The organism is Streptomyces sp. NBC_00536 (assembly GCF_036346295.1).
Classification (GTDB): Bacteria; Actinomycetota; Actinomycetes; order Streptomycetales; family Streptomycetaceae; genus Streptomyces.
In genome coordinates, this window is record NZ_CP107819.1 from 2,957,678 (window position 1) to 2,972,553 (window position 14,876).

At 72.0% G+C, this 14,876-nt stretch carries 14 protein-coding genes; 5 read left to right on the top strand and 9 right to left on the bottom strand.

The features are described from left to right. Positions 1-72: 72 nt before the first annotated feature. Genes OHS33_RS12740 through OHS33_RS12750 form a run of 3 tightly spaced genes read right to left on the bottom strand, consistent with a single transcriptional unit; the run spans position 73 to position 2,912 of the window. On the bottom strand, positions 73-282 hold the full coding sequence (locus OHS33_RS12740; protein WP_330330515.1) for an acyl-CoA carboxylase epsilon subunit: 210 nt from the start codon (positions 280-282) through the stop codon (positions 73-75). Positions 283-293: 11 nt separating this feature from the next. Next, a complete protein-coding gene (locus OHS33_RS12745) occupies positions 294-1,835 on the bottom strand; it encodes an acyl-CoA carboxylase subunit beta (RefSeq protein WP_330335025.1) in 1,542 nt (513 codons plus the stop codon). A gap of 54 nt (positions 1,836-1,889) precedes the next feature. Beyond that, positions 1,890-2,912, bottom strand: a complete 1,023-nt coding sequence (locus OHS33_RS12750) for a polyprenyl synthetase family protein (RefSeq protein ID WP_330330516.1) — start codon at positions 2,910-2,912, stop codon at positions 1,890-1,892. Between the two features lie 275 nt (positions 2,913-3,187). On the opposite strand from OHS33_RS12750, the gene OHS33_RS12755 reads away from it, so the two are divergent. Continuing rightward, entirely contained in the window at positions 3,188-3,859 is a 672-nt protein-coding gene (locus OHS33_RS12755) for a hypothetical protein (RefSeq protein WP_330330517.1), read from the top strand. Positions 3,860-3,918: 59 nt separating this feature from the next. Here the strand turns inward: OHS33_RS12755 and OHS33_RS12760 are convergent, their stop codons facing one another. From OHS33_RS12760 to OHS33_RS12780, 5 genes are all read right to left on the bottom strand, one after another. Next, positions 3,919-4,332: a hypothetical protein gene (locus tag OHS33_RS12760; protein ID WP_330330518.1), complete on the bottom strand. Its 414-nt coding sequence runs from the start codon at positions 4,330-4,332 to the stop codon at positions 3,919-3,921. Beyond that, positions 4,329-5,429: a 3-oxoacyl-ACP synthase gene (locus OHS33_RS12765; protein WP_330335026.1), complete on the bottom strand. Its 1,101-nt coding sequence runs from the start codon at positions 5,427-5,429 to the stop codon at positions 4,329-4,331. Before OHS33_RS12765 ends, OHS33_RS12760 begins: the two co-directional genes overlap by 4 nt. Before the next feature lie 175 nt (positions 5,430-5,604). Further along, positions 5,605-6,366 (bottom strand): IclR family transcriptional regulator, encoded by a 762-nt coding sequence (locus OHS33_RS12770; RefSeq protein WP_330330519.1) that lies wholly within the window; start codon positions 6,364-6,366, stop codon positions 5,605-5,607. Between the two features lie 194 nt (positions 6,367-6,560). Next, positions 6,561-7,349 (bottom strand): TrmB family transcriptional regulator sugar-binding domain-containing protein, encoded by a 789-nt coding sequence (locus OHS33_RS12775; RefSeq protein WP_330330520.1) that lies wholly within the window; start codon positions 7,347-7,349, stop codon positions 6,561-6,563. A gap of 10 nt (positions 7,350-7,359) precedes the next feature. Beyond that, positions 7,360-8,064 carry a DNA-binding response regulator gene (locus OHS33_RS12780; RefSeq protein ID WP_330330521.1) on the bottom strand — a complete coding sequence of 235 codons (705 nt, stop codon included), beginning with the start codon at positions 8,062-8,064 and terminating at the stop codon, positions 7,360-7,362. Between the two features lie 746 nt (positions 8,065-8,810). Here OHS33_RS12780 and OHS33_RS12785 point away from each other — a divergent pair. The 4 genes from OHS33_RS12785 to OHS33_RS12800 all read left to right on the top strand — a co-directional run bounded on the left by OHS33_RS12785 (position 8,811) and on the right by OHS33_RS12800 (position 13,724). After that, complete coding sequence (locus tag OHS33_RS12785) at positions 8,811-9,347, top strand: 4'-phosphopantetheinyl transferase family protein (RefSeq protein ID WP_330330522.1); 537 nt, start codon at positions 8,811-8,813, stop codon at positions 9,345-9,347. 86 nt (positions 9,348-9,433) lie between these two features. Further along, positions 9,434-12,313, top strand: coding sequence for a non-ribosomal peptide synthetase (locus tag OHS33_RS12790; RefSeq protein WP_330330523.1), 2,880 nt, complete (start codon positions 9,434-9,436; stop codon positions 12,311-12,313). Between the two features lie 20 nt (positions 12,314-12,333). After that, entirely contained in the window at positions 12,334-13,287 is a 954-nt protein-coding gene (locus OHS33_RS12795) for an NAD-dependent epimerase/dehydratase family protein (protein ID WP_330335027.1), read from the top strand. Then, positions 13,284-13,724 carry a nuclear transport factor 2 family protein gene (locus OHS33_RS12800; RefSeq protein WP_330330524.1) on the top strand — a complete coding sequence of 147 codons (441 nt, stop codon included), beginning with the start codon at positions 13,284-13,286 and terminating at the stop codon, positions 13,722-13,724. Before OHS33_RS12795 ends, OHS33_RS12800 begins: the two co-directional genes overlap by 4 nt. Before the next feature lie 178 nt (positions 13,725-13,902). Here OHS33_RS12800 and OHS33_RS12805 read toward each other — a convergent pair whose 3' ends face one another. Further along, positions 13,903-14,697, bottom strand: a complete 795-nt coding sequence (locus OHS33_RS12805; protein WP_330330525.1) for a LuxR family transcriptional regulator — start codon at positions 14,695-14,697, stop codon at positions 13,903-13,905. Positions 14,698-14,876: the final 179 nt, after the last annotated feature.

Genomic DNA, 14,876 nt, shown 5'->3' on the forward strand with positions numbered 1-14,876 from the left:
TTGATTAGCAGTGCGCGTGGGGGGCGGCAACGCGGGTGGCAGCAAGCTGCCAGTGGCGCACTCGGCGCCTGGTCACGGCCTGGCCCGCCAGGAGACGGGCGGGAACGGTTCGGCCCGGTCCCAGCCCGCGGCGGTGGGACCGGCTTCGGGTTCCGGGGCGGCGGGGGCCGCCAGGCGGGTGAGCAGCGCCGTGACGGCGGCGATCTCCTCGGCGGTGGGGGCGCCTCGGATGATCTCGATCAGGGTGGGGCCGAGCGGCCCGTCGAGTGCCGGTACCGGCATGGTGCGTCTCCTCACATCGGGGGGTTGCCGTGCTTGCGGGAGGGCAGGGGGGCGTGTTTGGCGCGGAGCATGGCCAGCGCGCCGATGAGTGCGGAGCGGGTGTCGGCGGGGTCGATGACGTCGTCGACGAGGCCGCGTTCGGCCGCGTAGTAGGGGTGCATCAGCTCGGCCTGGTACTCCTTGACCAGCTGGGCGCGCATCGCATCGGGGTCGTCGGCGGCCTGGATCTGCCGCCGGAAGACCACGTTGGCCGCGCCTTCGGCGCCCATGACGGCGATCTCGTTGGAGGGCCAGGCGAGGGACAGGTCCGTGCCGATGGAGCGGGAGTCCATCACGATGTAGGCGCCGCCGTAGGCCTTGCGCAGGATCACCTGGACCCGGGGCACCGTGGCGTTGCAGTAGGCGTACAGCAGTTTGGCGCCGTGCCGGATGATCCCGCCGTGCTCCTGGTCGACACCGGGCAGGAACCCCGGTACGTCGACGAGGGTGACCAGCGGGATGTTGAAGGAGTCGCACATCTGGACGAAGCGCGCGGCCTTCTCCGACGCCCGGATGTCGAGCACCCCGGCGAAGGACTGCGGCTGGTTGGCGACGATGCCGACGACCTGGCCGCCGAGCCGCGCGAGCACCGTGAGGACGCTGGTGGCCCAGCGTTCGTGGACCTCCATGTACTCGCCGTGGTCGACGAGTTCACCGATCACGCCCCGCATGTCGTACGGGCGGCTGCCGTCGACCGGGACCAGGTCGAGCAGCCGCTCGCAGCGGCGGTCGGCGGGGTCGTCGGCGGGCGCGCCGGGCGGCAGCTCCTTGTTGTTGGCCGGCAGCATCGAGAGCAGGTAGCGCACCTCCGCGATGCAGCTCTCCTCGTCGTCGTAGGCGAAGTGCGCGACGCCCGAGACCTCCGCGTGCACGTCGGCGCCGCCGAGGCCGTTCTGGGTGATCTCCTCCCCCGTGACCGCCTTCACCACGTCGGGTCCGGTGATGAACATCTGCGAGGTGTCGCGCACCATGAAGACGAAGTCGGTCAGGGCGGGGCTGTAGGCGGCGCCGCCCGCGCACGGTCCGAGCATCACGCTGATCTGCGGGATGACCCCCGAGGCCCGGGTGTTGCGCTGGAAGATGCCGCCGTACCCGGCCAGGGCGCTGACGCCCTCCTGGATACGGGCCCCCGCGCCGTCGTTCAGCGACACCAGGGGAGCACCGGCGGCGAGGGCGAGGTCCATGACCTTGTGGATCTTGGCGGCGTGGGCCTCGCCCAGCGCCCCGCCGAAGATCCGGAAGTCGTGGGCGAAGGCGAAGACCGTACGGCCCTCCACCGTGCCCCAGCCCGTGATCACACCGTCCGTGTAGGGCTTCTTCGCCTCCAGGCCGAACCCGGTGGCCCGGTGCCTGCGCAGCTGTTCGACCTCGGTGAAGGACCCCTCGTCGAAGAGGAGGGCGAGGCGCTCGCGGGCGGTGAGCTTGCCCCGGCGGTGCTGCGCCTCGGTGCCCTGCTCCCCTCCCGTCAGGACCTCTTCGCGGATCAGCGTGAGCTCGCCGACCCTTTCCTGCATCGTCATGGCCAACTCCTCTCCTGTGTCAGCTGTGGTGCGATCTGGGCTGGTGTGTCAGCTGGTTCTGAACGCGACGAAGTCGCAGAGGGCGTCCAGCGCCCGGCGTGCCGTGCAGCGCGGAAGGAGCCCGAGCGCGTCCCGGGCGACCGCCAGCCGCTGGTGCATGATCGCCTCGGCGCGGGCCGTGGCGGGTGCGTCGGTGAACAGCTCCAGGGCCCGGCGGTGCGCGGCCGGGTCGGTCACCGGGCCGTCGGCGAGCAGGGCCCGCAGCTCCGCGTTGCCGGGATCCCGGTCGGCCAGGGCGAGCAGGACCGGCAGGCTCGGCACGCCTGCCAGCAGGTCCTTGCCCCGCTCCTTGCCGGTGGCCTCGGCCGGTGCGGCCAGGTCGAGGAGGTCGTCGGCGATCTGGAAGGCGGCGCCGAGGTGCTCCCCGTACTCCGTCAGGGCGCGGACGTACGGTTCGGGCGCCTCGGCCTGGAGCGCGCCGATGCCCAGCGACATCGACAGCAGGGCGGCCGTCTTGCCCGCGGTCACCTGGAAGTAGTGGCTGACCGGGTCCTCGTCGGGGGCGGGTCCGGTCAGCTCGCGCAGCTGTCCGGCCACGAGCCGCCCGGCGGTCTCCGCGTTCAGCCGCAGGGCGTGCGGTCCGAGGTCGGCGGCGAGCTGGGCGGACCTGGCGAGCAGCCAGTCGCCGCCGAACACCGCCGTGCGGTGTCCCCAGCGCACGTTGGCGCTGGGGACGCCGTGCCGGGTCGCGGCCTCGTCCATGACGTCGTCGTGGTAGAGCGAGGAGAGGTGGACCAGTTCGGCGATGACGGCCGCCTGGAGCACTCCGTGGCGCCACGGGTCGCCGAACTCGGCGCCGAGCAGGACCAGTACCGGACGCATCCGCTTGCCCCCGGCGGCGGCGAGGTGCCCGGTGAGGTCGGCTATCCGGGGGTCGTCGGCGCCACGGGCGCTGTCCTGGAGCAGCTTCTCCGCACCGGCCAGCGCCTCGCCCAGCCGGCTCTCGAACTCCGGGTCGTCCAGGCGGAGTCGGCCGAGCACACCGCTGTCCGCCGCCGCCCGCTCGGCCATGACGGCCGATTGCACAGGAATACGACCCACGAGGAATCCCCCACCTCACGACGGAACGCCATTCGCCGTCCGAACGGCGACTCCGCGGAACTCTGCCACCGCCTCCGAGCACGGCCCAAGGGAATTGGCATGAAGGTGCCACGGGCGCCGGATCCGGAGACGGGCCAGCTCAGTGCCATCTTCCTGCCAACATCGTCGCGGCCGACTCGGCTCCCGATAACCGTGGTTAAGCTCTCGGATCGAGGAACTAAGGCAATATCAAGGGGAATTGAAAAATGCGCATCGCAACCGTCGTCACCGCCTCGGCCGGCCTGCTGGCCCTCATGGGTGGCACCGCCGTCGCGGCCCCGGCCGACACCTCGGCCCCGGCCCCGGCCGACCGGAAGTGCGAGGGCGTCAAGCTGTCCGGGTCGCTGCCCCTGCCGCCCGCGGGCATGGCCGTACAGCAGCAGGTCACGATCGGCGAGGACTGCAAGCCCGTGCTGGGCGAGGTCCGCTACGTGCCCGCCACCGGGCAGAGCGCGAAGAACGCGGTGGCCGCCGCGCCCGCCGCCACCGCCGAGGCCGCCGGCAGCCGGACGGTCCGCAGCTGGAACGAGATGTACGACTGCTGCAACATCCGGATGACCGGCCTGTACACGAACTCCACCTGGGACACGGTGGGCGGCCAGGTCACCAACGCCGCGAGCACGGCCCGCCAGGAGTGGAACCGCGAGCCGTGGAACGCGGGCTGGTCGCTGAAGTCGTCGAGCGCCACGGGCGACGCGAACTACGCGGCCCACGCGGACTTCACGTACAAGGGCATCTTCGACCTCTCCGGCGACCGGTACGCGAACTCCCACCACACGTACGTGAAGCTGAACGGCGACGGAACCTCCACCTGCACCTTCGACGTGGAGCTGAAGAGCACCTTCATCGGCTGGAACTGGCAGCGCGGCTGCGCGTGAGCCGTCCGCGGACCGGGGTGGCGCCCGCCGGAGCACCGGCCGGCGCCACCCCGGACGCGTCAGTGCCACATCACGCGCACGGAGGGGTCGAGGATCCAGCCGGCCACCTCGTCCATGCCGGTGATCCGCGTCCCCCCGCGGAGCGCCTCCGCGTCGAGGCCGCGCTCCGCCAGCGAGAACCGGTCGGCGGCCAGCAGCCCGCCCTCCCGCTGGAACCGGTCGATGTCGGTGTCCCGCCCGGGCACCGCGAGCACCACTCCCCCCTGGACCAGGAAGAGCATGACGGAGTTGCCCATGAGCACCTGTGTGACGGCCTCACTGCGGAAACCGTCGGCCCGGCCCTCGCCGCCCTCCTCTGCGCTGTTCTCCACGAACAGCAACCGCGGCGCGCCCGCGGCGCGGTCCGCCCAGTCCTCCCCGTCCCCCCTGGAGGCCGGTCCGGTGTCCGGTCCGGCGGCGGTGTTCATGCTCATGGACCTCCTTCCACAATGGCGACGGCGTTGATGCCGCCGAGTCCGAAGGCGTTGAGCTGCGCCACGTTCAGCCGCTGCCCCTCGGCCGCGGCGCCGGTCACGAAGCGGAACGGCGCGTCGGCGGCCGGTTCGCGCGGCCCGACGACCGGGGGCACCCGCCCTTCGCCGAGGGCGCGGATGCCCACGATCAAGTCGATCAGCCCGGCCGCGCCCAGGGTCTGCCCGGTCATGGACTTCACCGCCGTCATCAGTGGCCCGGCCGCATCGGCGCCGAACACCTCGGCGAGGGCCGCGGCTTCCGCGTCGTCCCCGCTCAGGGTGCCGCCGCCGTGGAGCATCACCAGGTCGACGTCGCCGGGCCGGACTCCGGCCAGCCGGTACGCGGACCGCATGGCCCGGGCGATGCCGTCCCGGGAGGGGGCGGTGACGTGGTGCGCGTCGCAGCTGAGGGACACGCCGCGCAGCCGCCCGTGCACCCGGGCCGCGCCCGCGCTCGTCCGGCGCAGCACGATCGCGGCGGCTCCGTCGCCCAGGGAGACGTTCCGGCCGTCGCCCTCGTCCGGACGCACCCGCTCCACCAGCCCGTACATGGACTCGGTCAGGACGTCGACCCCGGCGACGATCACGCTCTCCGGGGCGTCGTCGCCCGCCTGTCCCAGCAGGTCGGAGGCGAGGGCCAGGGCGTACAGCGAGGCGGAGCAGCCGTTGGAGAAGGTGTGCGTGACGTCCGCGTTGAAGCGCTCGCGCAGCGCCGCCCCGAAGTTCATCCCCGAGTCGGCGAAGGGGGAGCCGTCCCGCCACCACAGTTCCAGCGAGCGCATCTCCCGCATCCCGGTCCCCACGAGCACCGGGACGCCGCGCAGGTCGTCGCCGAGGCCCGCGTCCTCGGCGGCCTGGCCGACCGCGTCCAGCAGCAGCCGGGTGGCCCGCCCCGGCACGTCCCCGCCGCCGACCGGCCGGTCGTCGACCTCGTAGGCGTGCTGCGCCCTGAACCTGCTCCGGTCGAAGCCGCGCAGCCGGGCCCGGCCGCTGCGGCCCGCGCACACGCTCTCGAAGAGCTCGTCGACGCCGGATCCGACAGCTGCCACGGCGCCCATGCCCACGATGGGGCGGCTGACCGGCTCGCTGCGCACTGCGGTGACCACGCCTCGTGACTCCTTCGGAGAATGGCCGGCCGCTTTCGCGGCGGACGGCACGGCTTGACTGGGGGGGTGGAACGGAGGGTGCCCGGGCGGCCGCGGCAGCTTGCTGCCACCGGCCGCGGGCGCCCGCCTACCTGACCGGCCGCGGCCCCGCGGATCCGGCGCGCGCCGAGGCGTCGCAGAGGCGGGAGGCGCCGTCGATCACGGCTCCCAGCAGGGCCCGGCCGGGTTCCGTGGCGGGCATGCGGGGGGTCCGGCCGGTCACCACGAGGGCGCACACGACCCGGTCTCCGCCGGCCCGTACCGGCACGGCGATCGAGTAGGCGTCGGGCACCGCCCCGTCGGGGCCGTGCGCCCAGCCCCTGCGGCGGACCAGGGCGAGCTGCGCGGCGGTGAACCGGGCCCCGCGCAGGCCGTCGTACAGTTCCTCGGGCTCCTCCCAGGCGAGCAGCACCTGGGAGGCGGCGCCCGCCTTGGCCGGGCGGGCCGTGCCGATGGGCAGCCAGTCCGTGAGGCTGTCCGGGTCCACCGAGGTGGCGATGCAGATCTGCTTCTCGCCCCGGCGCCGCAGGATCCTCGCGTCGAGCCCGGTGAGGGAGGTGAGGTCCGCGAGCACCGGTACGGCCGCCCGGACGAGCCGGTCCCGCTGGGCCTCCACGGCGATGTTGCCGAGCCGGACGCCGAGGACGAACCGCCCCCGGTCGTCCCGGGTGAGCAGGTCGAGCCGCTCCAGCGCCTGGGCGATGCGGTGGGCCGTCGGCCGGGTGAGGCCGCTGACGGCGACCAGTTCCGCCAGGGTCGCCGGGCCGCTCTCCACGATGCTCAGCAGGACGGAGGCCTTGTCCAGCACACCGACGCCACTGATCCGCGGCTGCTGGGTCATGACTTTCATGGACCTGCCTTCCGTAGGGCATTCACCTGGGGGCGCGGGAGGCCGGTCCGAACGACCGGAAAGGGCACCCGCAAGGCGACGGCGCTCGGAGGGTGGTCAACCGGCCGCCAGGGAAAGGGAATTCCGCGCGGCGGCGGAATTCCCTTCCTGGCGGCTCATACAACGGGACCGCCGGGTGGCGGGCAACGTCCCTTTCAGGAAGTTGCCAGCGCGCCGCCGCGCCCGCCGCCTTCGACCGGCGGGGGCAGGAGCCCCAGTTCCGCGGCCCGGACACCCGCCTGGAAACGGGAGTTGGCGCCCAGCAGCGCCATGATCTCCGCCACGTACCGGCGGTAGGTGCGCACCGAGACGGCCAGTTCCCTGGCGGCGACGTCGTCGGTGGCACCGTCCTGCAGCGCGCCCAGGATCCGCCGCGCGAGCGCGGCCCGGTCGCGGTCGCCGAAGACGATGCGCTCACCGGCGGGCACGGCGTTGGCCCACACACTCTCGAACAGGGTGTGCAGGGTGTGCAGGACCTCCGGCACCCGGATCACCGAGGCCCGTCGCCCGACGGCCGATTCCGCCACCACCAGGGCGGCCCGGCCGTCGACGATCAGCGCCTGCAGCGGGGGCACCTTGGCCACCCGGACCGCCACCGGGCGTTCCCTGCCCAGCTGTTCGCGCGCGAACTCCTCGTCGAGCAGGGCGGGCGAGGCGAGCAGGCGTACGGACACTCCCTCGGCCGCGGCGTAGATCAGCCCGCGCTCCGTCCGTACCGGGTTCTCGTCCGAACCCAGCAGCCTGGCGTGGACGATGTCGATGCTCTCGGTCGCGCTCTCGATCAGCCGGTGAGCGGTGTCGAGGACGACCTCGTAGTCGTTGTCGACGACCCGGATGAGCTGTTCCTGGAGGCTGCGGTCGCGGTGGATCGCGACGGTCGACTCCAGCAGTTCCCGAACTTGGAGCAGGGCACGCTCCATCACGTCCTCTGCCCTCTGAGACACGTGTATTCCCCTATTCCGTCAGGAGGCCGAACTCCACGGCCCGGACGCCGGCTTGGAAACGGGAGTTGGCATCGAGTTCCCGCATGATGTCCGCGACGTGCCGCCGGTAGGTCCGCAGGGAGACGTTCAGCTCCCGCGCGGCGATCTCGTCGGTGTTGCCGGCCCGCAGCCGTTCCAGGATGTTCCGGGCGAGTTCGGTGCGCAGGCGGGGACTCAGCTGGAGGTGGTCGGCGAGCTTGCGGCCGCGTGACCAGGCTCCCGCGAAGAGGAGTTCCAGGGCGCGCACCGCGGCGGCGTCGTTCACGACGGCCACCTGGTCACCGGCGCTGCCGGCCGCCCGTACGAGGGCCACCGAACCGTCGACGACGAGGATCTCCCGCAGGTCGCTCTCGGAGACCCTGACCTCCACGCGCCGGTCCGGGATGTCCGTGACGGTGACGGCCGGCGAATCGGCGGCCTCGGCGGTGCACAGCACGCGCACGACCGCGCGGGCCGGGATCGTCGCCAGCAGCGCCAGGACGGCGTCCGCGAACTCGCCGGTCCCGGTCAGGGCGACGCAGACCGAGTGCCGCGCGCGCTTGACCAGCTGTTCCAGGGTGTCCCCGAGCAGCGCGGCGTCGGTGCGCGCCACCGCGGACGGTGCCACCGGCCGCGTCCGGTGCAGGGAGACGGTCGACTCGATCAGCGCGTGGGCCTGGAGTAACGCCTCCTCCAAATGCGCGGCGTGATCCGTCCGGAGCTCCTCCGCCCCCCCGACTCCCGCTGCCGCTGGTGGTTCAATTCCAATTCCCATCATTTCGCCCCCGTATGTTTAGCGTCGCCCTCACACACAAGGCATCCGCTGGTCGCCCACATTCTAACCATCGAACCGCGCGTGTCCGGCCAAAAATTCAGCCGCGCGCGATCACCTGGTTGAAAGGTGCACGAGGCGCGTTATTTGAAAGACTGTCAGGAGTGGCCGGATCCCGCCCCGCTCCGGTCCGGATGCCGAGACCCGTCCCGGCAAACGTCGCTGTGATGAGACGCGGCGGCCTGGCCAGCGCGGATATCCCGCCGGCCACAGGCCGTCGACACTCCCCCGGACCCGTGTCAGGAAGCTGCACCCGGACCCCGGAAGCGGTACCTCCCATTGCTGTTTCGGCCACGCTTGGCAGCGTAACCCTCACAGCGTGTTTCACCACTGTCCGCAATTTGTCAACAGGGCGCCGGGCCAGAGGGGTTGCTGCCTACGGTTCCACCGTGACCACACGCCACGCAGACAATGTCCGGACAGCCATTAGCACAAGTTTCAGTCTCGATTCTGCCGATGCCCTGGTGTGGTGGTGGCTTATACCGGACGGCCATTACAGTCCGGCCGATCTGTCTCTTCTGGACACCTCGGAAACGGCCCGCGCACACGCGTTCAAATCGCCCGCACGGGCCGCCGAGTTCATCAGTTCTCGCGCCGCAATTCGCCGGATCATGTCCGGAATTCTCCAGGTTCCCGCCCACGACCTTTCCATCGGCCGCGCCCCCTGTGGAGGCTGCGGCGATACGGAACACGGCCCGCCCGCCATTGTGCGGCCCGGCAATTCCCTGCGGCTCAGCCTTTCCCACACGGCCGGGCTGGGAATGCTGGCCGTCTCCCCGCACCCCGTCGGAATCGACGCCGAGCCCGTCCGCGAGGTCCCGGTCACGGACATGGCCGGCGTCGCCCTGACCCCGCGCGAGCGGGGCGCCGTACTGGCCGAGCCGGCCGGACCCGCGCGCAGCCTCGCCTTCCTGCGCTGCTGGACCCGCAAGGAAGCGGTGCTGAAGGCCGCCGGGGTCGGCATCACCGACGAGCTGACCCGGCTGGAGACCCACGCCGGCACACCGGGACCGGCCGAAGTGACCACGCACGTCCACGGCGCGCCCGCCACCTGGTGGGTGGCCGACGCCGAGGTCCCCGCGGGCTGGACGGCAGCGGTGGCGCTGCCGTCGGACGTCCCCCACAACGTCGTCGTACGGCCCCTCTGACGCGCTCCGCGTCCGACCCGACTTCCCCACCTTCGACGCCGCGCGGGCCACGCCGCCCCGCCGCGCCATCAGGCAACGGAGTACCTGTGAACACCGCACCTTCCCAGCGCACCGCCGACCTGCTCCTGCGCGCCGCACGGCTCCACCCCGACGCCGGGATGCGCTACTGCCCCGGCCCGGCCGACACCGGGTCCCGGGACCAGAGCCACGCGGAACTGCTGCACGAGGCCCTGCGCGTCCTGACCGGTCTGCGCGCCCGGGGTCTGCGGCCGCGCGACAAGGTCGTCCTGATCCTGGAGCGCCCGCAGGAGTTCATCACCGCGTTCTGGGCCGCCGTCCTGGGCGGCTTCGTCCCGTGCCCCATGGCGCCGCTGCGCGGCGACCAGGACCGGTGGGCCGCCCAGCTCGCCCACGTGAACACCCTGCTGGACGGCCCCCTGGTCGTCTCGAACGGGTCACTGGCCGCAGAGCTGCCGCCGGTCGCCGGGCTGGAGGTCGCCGTACTGGACGGGCTGTACGACGACGGGCTGTACGACGACGGGCAGCACGGCGCCGGTCCGTACGGCACCGGTCCGGCCGAGCCGTACACCGGCGGCTCCGCCGACGACACCGCCGTCCTCGTCCTCACCTCGGGTTCGACGGGCAACTCCAAGGCGGTGATGCTCACCCACGCCAACCTGCTGGCCTCGATGGCCGCCAAGAACGGCCACCACCGGCTGACCGCGGCCGACACCACGATGAACTGGGTCTCCTTCGACCACGTGGCCGCCCTGCTGGAGTGCCATCTCCTGCCGCTCTCCGTGGGCTGCCGCCAGGTCCACGTCGAGGCCCCGGTCGTCCTCGGCGAACCCCTGGAATTCCTCCGGCTCGCCTCCCGGCACGGCGTGACGATGACCTTCACGCCCAACTTCCTCCTGGGACAGCTCAATTCAAGCACGGACCGCTTGAGGACCACTGGAGAGCGGCTGGACCTCTCCGCCCTCCGGCAGATCATCAGCGGCGGCGAGGCCGTGGTCCGCACCACCGGTGAAACGTTCCTGGAGCGGTTCGCGCCGTACGGGCTGGCCCCCGGCGCGCTGTGGCCGGCCTTCGGCATGACCGAGACCTGCGCCGGGTCCGTCTACTCCCGGGAGTTCCCGGCGGCCGACCCCGGCGCGGAGTTCGCCTCCCTGGGTACGCCCGTACAGGGCCTGCGGCTGCGGATCGCCGGCCCCGACGACCGGCCGCTGCCGCCGGGCGAGGTGGGCGAGCTGCAGCTCAGCGGCCCGATGATCACCAGCGGCTACCACAACAACGAGGAGGCCACCCGTGAGGCCTTCACCGCCGACGGCTGGTTCCGCAGCGGCGACCTGGGCCGCCTCGACGACAGCCGGCTGACCCTCGTCGGCCGCAGCAAGGACAGCGTCATCGTCAACGGGGTCAACTACTTCAGCCACGAGCTGGAGACCTCCCTGGAGCAGCTCGACGGCGTCGCCGGGTCCTACGTCGCCGCCTTCCCCACCCGCGGGGCCGGGAGCGACACCGAGGAACTGGTCGTCGCCTTCCACTGCGAGGCGGACGGGCGGGACGAGGCCGGGCTGCACCGGGTGATCACCGCGGTCCGCAACAGCGTGGTGATGCAGTGGGGCTTCCGCCCCTCCCTCGTCCTGGCCCTCCCGCGCGAGGCGTTCCCCAAGACCAGCCTCGGCAAGATCCAGCGCGCGCTGATGCGGCGGCGCCTGGAGACCGGCGCCTACGACGCCGTCCGCGACCGGCTCGCGGACCTCACCCTGCGCATGCTCGGCGGGTACACCGCCCCCGAGGGCGCGACGGAGCGGGTCCTCGCGGAGATCTACGCGGAGATGTTCGGCGTCGACCCCGCCTCGGTCAGCGCCACCGCCAACTTCTTCGACCTGGGCGGCACGTCCCTGGACATCCTGCGCCTGCGCAGCAAGGTGGCCCGGCGGCTCGGCGCCGTCGGCCTGTCGGTCATCACCGTCCTGACGGCCCCCACCGTCCGGGCCCTCGCCGCCCGCCTCACCACGGCGGGCGCACCGGCCGCCCCGCGGGAGTACGACCCCGTCGTACCGATGCAGAGCGCGGGCACCAAGACCCCGCTCTTCTGCGTCCACCCGGGCGTCGGCGAGGTCCTGGTCTTCGTCAACCTCGCCAAGTACTTCGCGGGTGACCGGCCCTTCCACGCCCTGCGCGCCCGCGGTTTCAACGAGGGCGAGAAGCCGTTCGCGACCTTCGAGCAGATGGTGGACTGCTACGTGTCCGCCATCAGGGCCCGCCAGCCGCAGGGCCCCTATGCCGTCGCCGGCTACTCCTACGGCGCCGCCGTCGCCTTCGAGATCGCCAAGGCGCTGCGCGCCGAGGGCGAGCGCGTCGACTTCGTCGGCAGCTTCAACCTGCCGCCCCACATCAAGTACCGCATGGACGAACTGGACTTCGCGGAGACGGCCGCCAACCTCGCCCTGTTCCTCGACCTGGTCGGCAAGAAGGAGGCGCGGGAGCTGCCGGGCGTGCTGCGCGGCCTGCCCTGCGAGGAGCAGGTCGGCCGCCTGCTGGAGCTGGCCGCCCCCGAGCGGATCGCGGAACTCGACCTGGACGCCGACAGGTTCGCCGCCTGGGCGGAGGTCGCCGCCCGGCTCACCGAGCTGGGCCGCACCTTCGAACCGAGCGGCACGGTCCCCTCGATGCACGTCTTCTACGCGACCCCGCTGCGCGGCACCAAGCAGGACTGGCTCGACCACGAACTGCGGCGCTGGGACGAGCACACCACCGGACCGAACCGCTACGTCGAGGTCCCCGGCGAGCACTACACGCTCATGAGCCCCCGGCACGTGTCCACCTTCCAGAGCATCCTGCGCCGCGAGCTGGATCTGGCCCTCGGCGACGCCGACCGGATCGCCACCGCCCGCGCCGCCGCCCCGTACGCCCAGGACGCCCCGTACGCCCCGAACCCGCAGGGAGAGAACCGATGAACGCCATGATGACGGGCACGATGAAGGGCAAGAAGATCCTCGTCACCGGCGGCACCGGCCAGGTCGCCCGGCCGGTGGCCGAGGCCCTGGCCGAGCACAACGAGGTCTGGTGCCTGGGCCGGTTCGGCACCCCGGGCGTCGAGCGCGCGCTGAACGAGAAGTCCGTCACCACCTGGCGCTGGGACATGGACGACCCCCGTGGCGACTCCCTGGGCGGCCTCCCCGAGGACTTCACCCACGTCATCCACTCCGCGGTCCGGCGCGGCGAGGACGGCGACTTCAACGCGGCGGCCGAGGTCAACGCGGTGGCCGCGGGCCGCCTGATGACGCACTGCCGCACGGCGGAGGCGTTCCTCTACGTCTCGACGGGCGCCGTGTACGCACGGCGGACCCTGGACCACCGGTACACCGAGGACGACCCGGTCGACGGGGTCGCCGACTGGCTGCCCGCCTACCCCGTCGGCAAGCTCGCGACCGAAGGCGCGGTGCGGGCCTTCGCCCAGGTACTGGGGCTGCCCACCACCATCGCGCGGCTCAACATCGCCTACGGGCCCGGGGGTTACGGCGGGGTCCCGATGCTGTACTTCAAGCGCATGCTCGCCGACGAGCCCATCCCCGTACCCCTCAGCGGCCAGAACTGGTGTTCGCTGCTGCACACCGACGACCTCGTGCGTCAGGTCCCGCACCTGTGGCGGGCGGCCTCGGCCCCCGCGACGCTGGTCAACTGGGGCGGTGACGAAGCGGTCGGGATCACCGACTGCGTCCGGTACATGGAGGAACTCACCGGGATCGAAGCGCGCCTGGTACCCAGTGAGGTCACCCGCGAGACCTACCAGTTCGACCCCACGCGGCGCCGCGAGCTGACCGGCCCCTGCGCGGTCTCCTGGCGCGACGGCATCCGCGGCACCCTCGAAGCCCTCCACCCCCGGCTCCTCGGCCGGACCACCGACCTCGCAGGAGTCAGAGCAGCATGAGCGCCCCCACCCTGGCCCGAGCCCGCACCACCGCCCCCGCGCGCTCGGCGAATCTCGCGGTGATCCACTCCGCCTACGAGGCGTTCCGCACCCATGACGTGGGGGCGCTCCTCGACGCCCTCGCGCCGGACGTGGAATGGGTCCACCCCGACAGCATGGCCGACTACGACCTGGGCGGCACCAAGCACGGGCACGCGGGCGTCCTGGCGTTCCTGGCGCAGGCGCCCACCGTCGTGAGCGGGATGCGGCTGGAGCCGCAGGAGTTCGTGGAGTCGGGCGACCGGGTCGTCGTGTTCGGCGTCCGGTACGTCACCTCCGCCCGCGGCCGCACCGAGCGGCTGGGCTTCATCCACTCCTGGACCCTGCGGGACGGCAGGGCCACCCGGATGGAGGACATCTTCGACACGGCCGCCTTCCGGCGCCTGATCGAGAGCTGAAAGCGGCCCGCGCGGGCACCGGTCCGCGGCCGTTGTGACATGCCGCGGGTGCCGGCCTTGTTCACGGATCCGCGGAGTCCCTAGATTGCGGGCATGACCGCCTCGTCCACGTCCGAACGCGCCGGGCCGACCACCGGGCCCGGCGCCGCGCCCCGCGCCGCCGCGGGGCCGGTGCGCCTCACACGATGAGCGTCGTCTCGTTCCTGGCGAGCGCGTAGCCGAACTGGATGCGGGTGAGCGCGCCCAGTTCCTGCTTCATCGACGCGATGTGCCCCTGGAGCGACCGGTCGCTGATGCCGAGCCGTCGCGCTATCTGCTTGTCGGGATAGCCCGCGACGAGCAGTTTTCCGATCGACTGACGAAGTGAGGGAATGACCTCGTCGGCCGCTTTGGCGGCATGCGTGGAAATGAACGGGAACGGCTTGGCCCGGTCCCAGGAACGGTCGAATACGTCCCTGAGGAAGCGTACGATCGCGGGCTCCCGGATACCGATGGCATCGGTCCTGCTGTCGTTCGCGGAAATGAACGCGACGGTCTCGTCGACGATGATCAGCCGGTCGTGGAATTCCGCCAGCGTACGGACCTGGACCCCCAGGTCCGAAACCGCCCGCACATAGTTCTTCGTGGCCTCGTCGAAGCGGGTCGTGTGCTGATAGAGCGTACGCATCGCGACGCCCCCCTCGATCTGACGGCGTACGGATTCGAGCGCTTCGTCCAGTACGGGCCCCGGCCTGGGACCGTCCGGCTGGGCGGTCAGGATCTCGGTGCGCGCCTCGGCGAGCGACGCCCGGATCGCCTCCCCGATGGCCTCCAGCCCGTGGTGGTAGCTGATCCTCGGGTCGGCGGGAGCCTGCGCGACCGGGGCCGGGACGACCCCGGCCGGGCTGTCGGCGATGAGTCTGGACAGTGCTTGCAGGTGCTCGGCCATGAGCTGCTGAGCACGCTCCGGCCCGTCCGGAGTCTTCCGTTCCATCAGCGATCCCCCGATCGTTCAAGATGTCCGATATTTACCCGTCCGCAGGGTTTGCGGTCCCTCATGTTTTAGCGCTGCGAAAGTCTGAGCCGTCTTGCGACTTCAGTCTAGGGGCGGCGGCCCCGCACAGTGATGGAGGGAGATGGCGCTTCTCCGCTTTCCCCTCACTAAACCGCCGG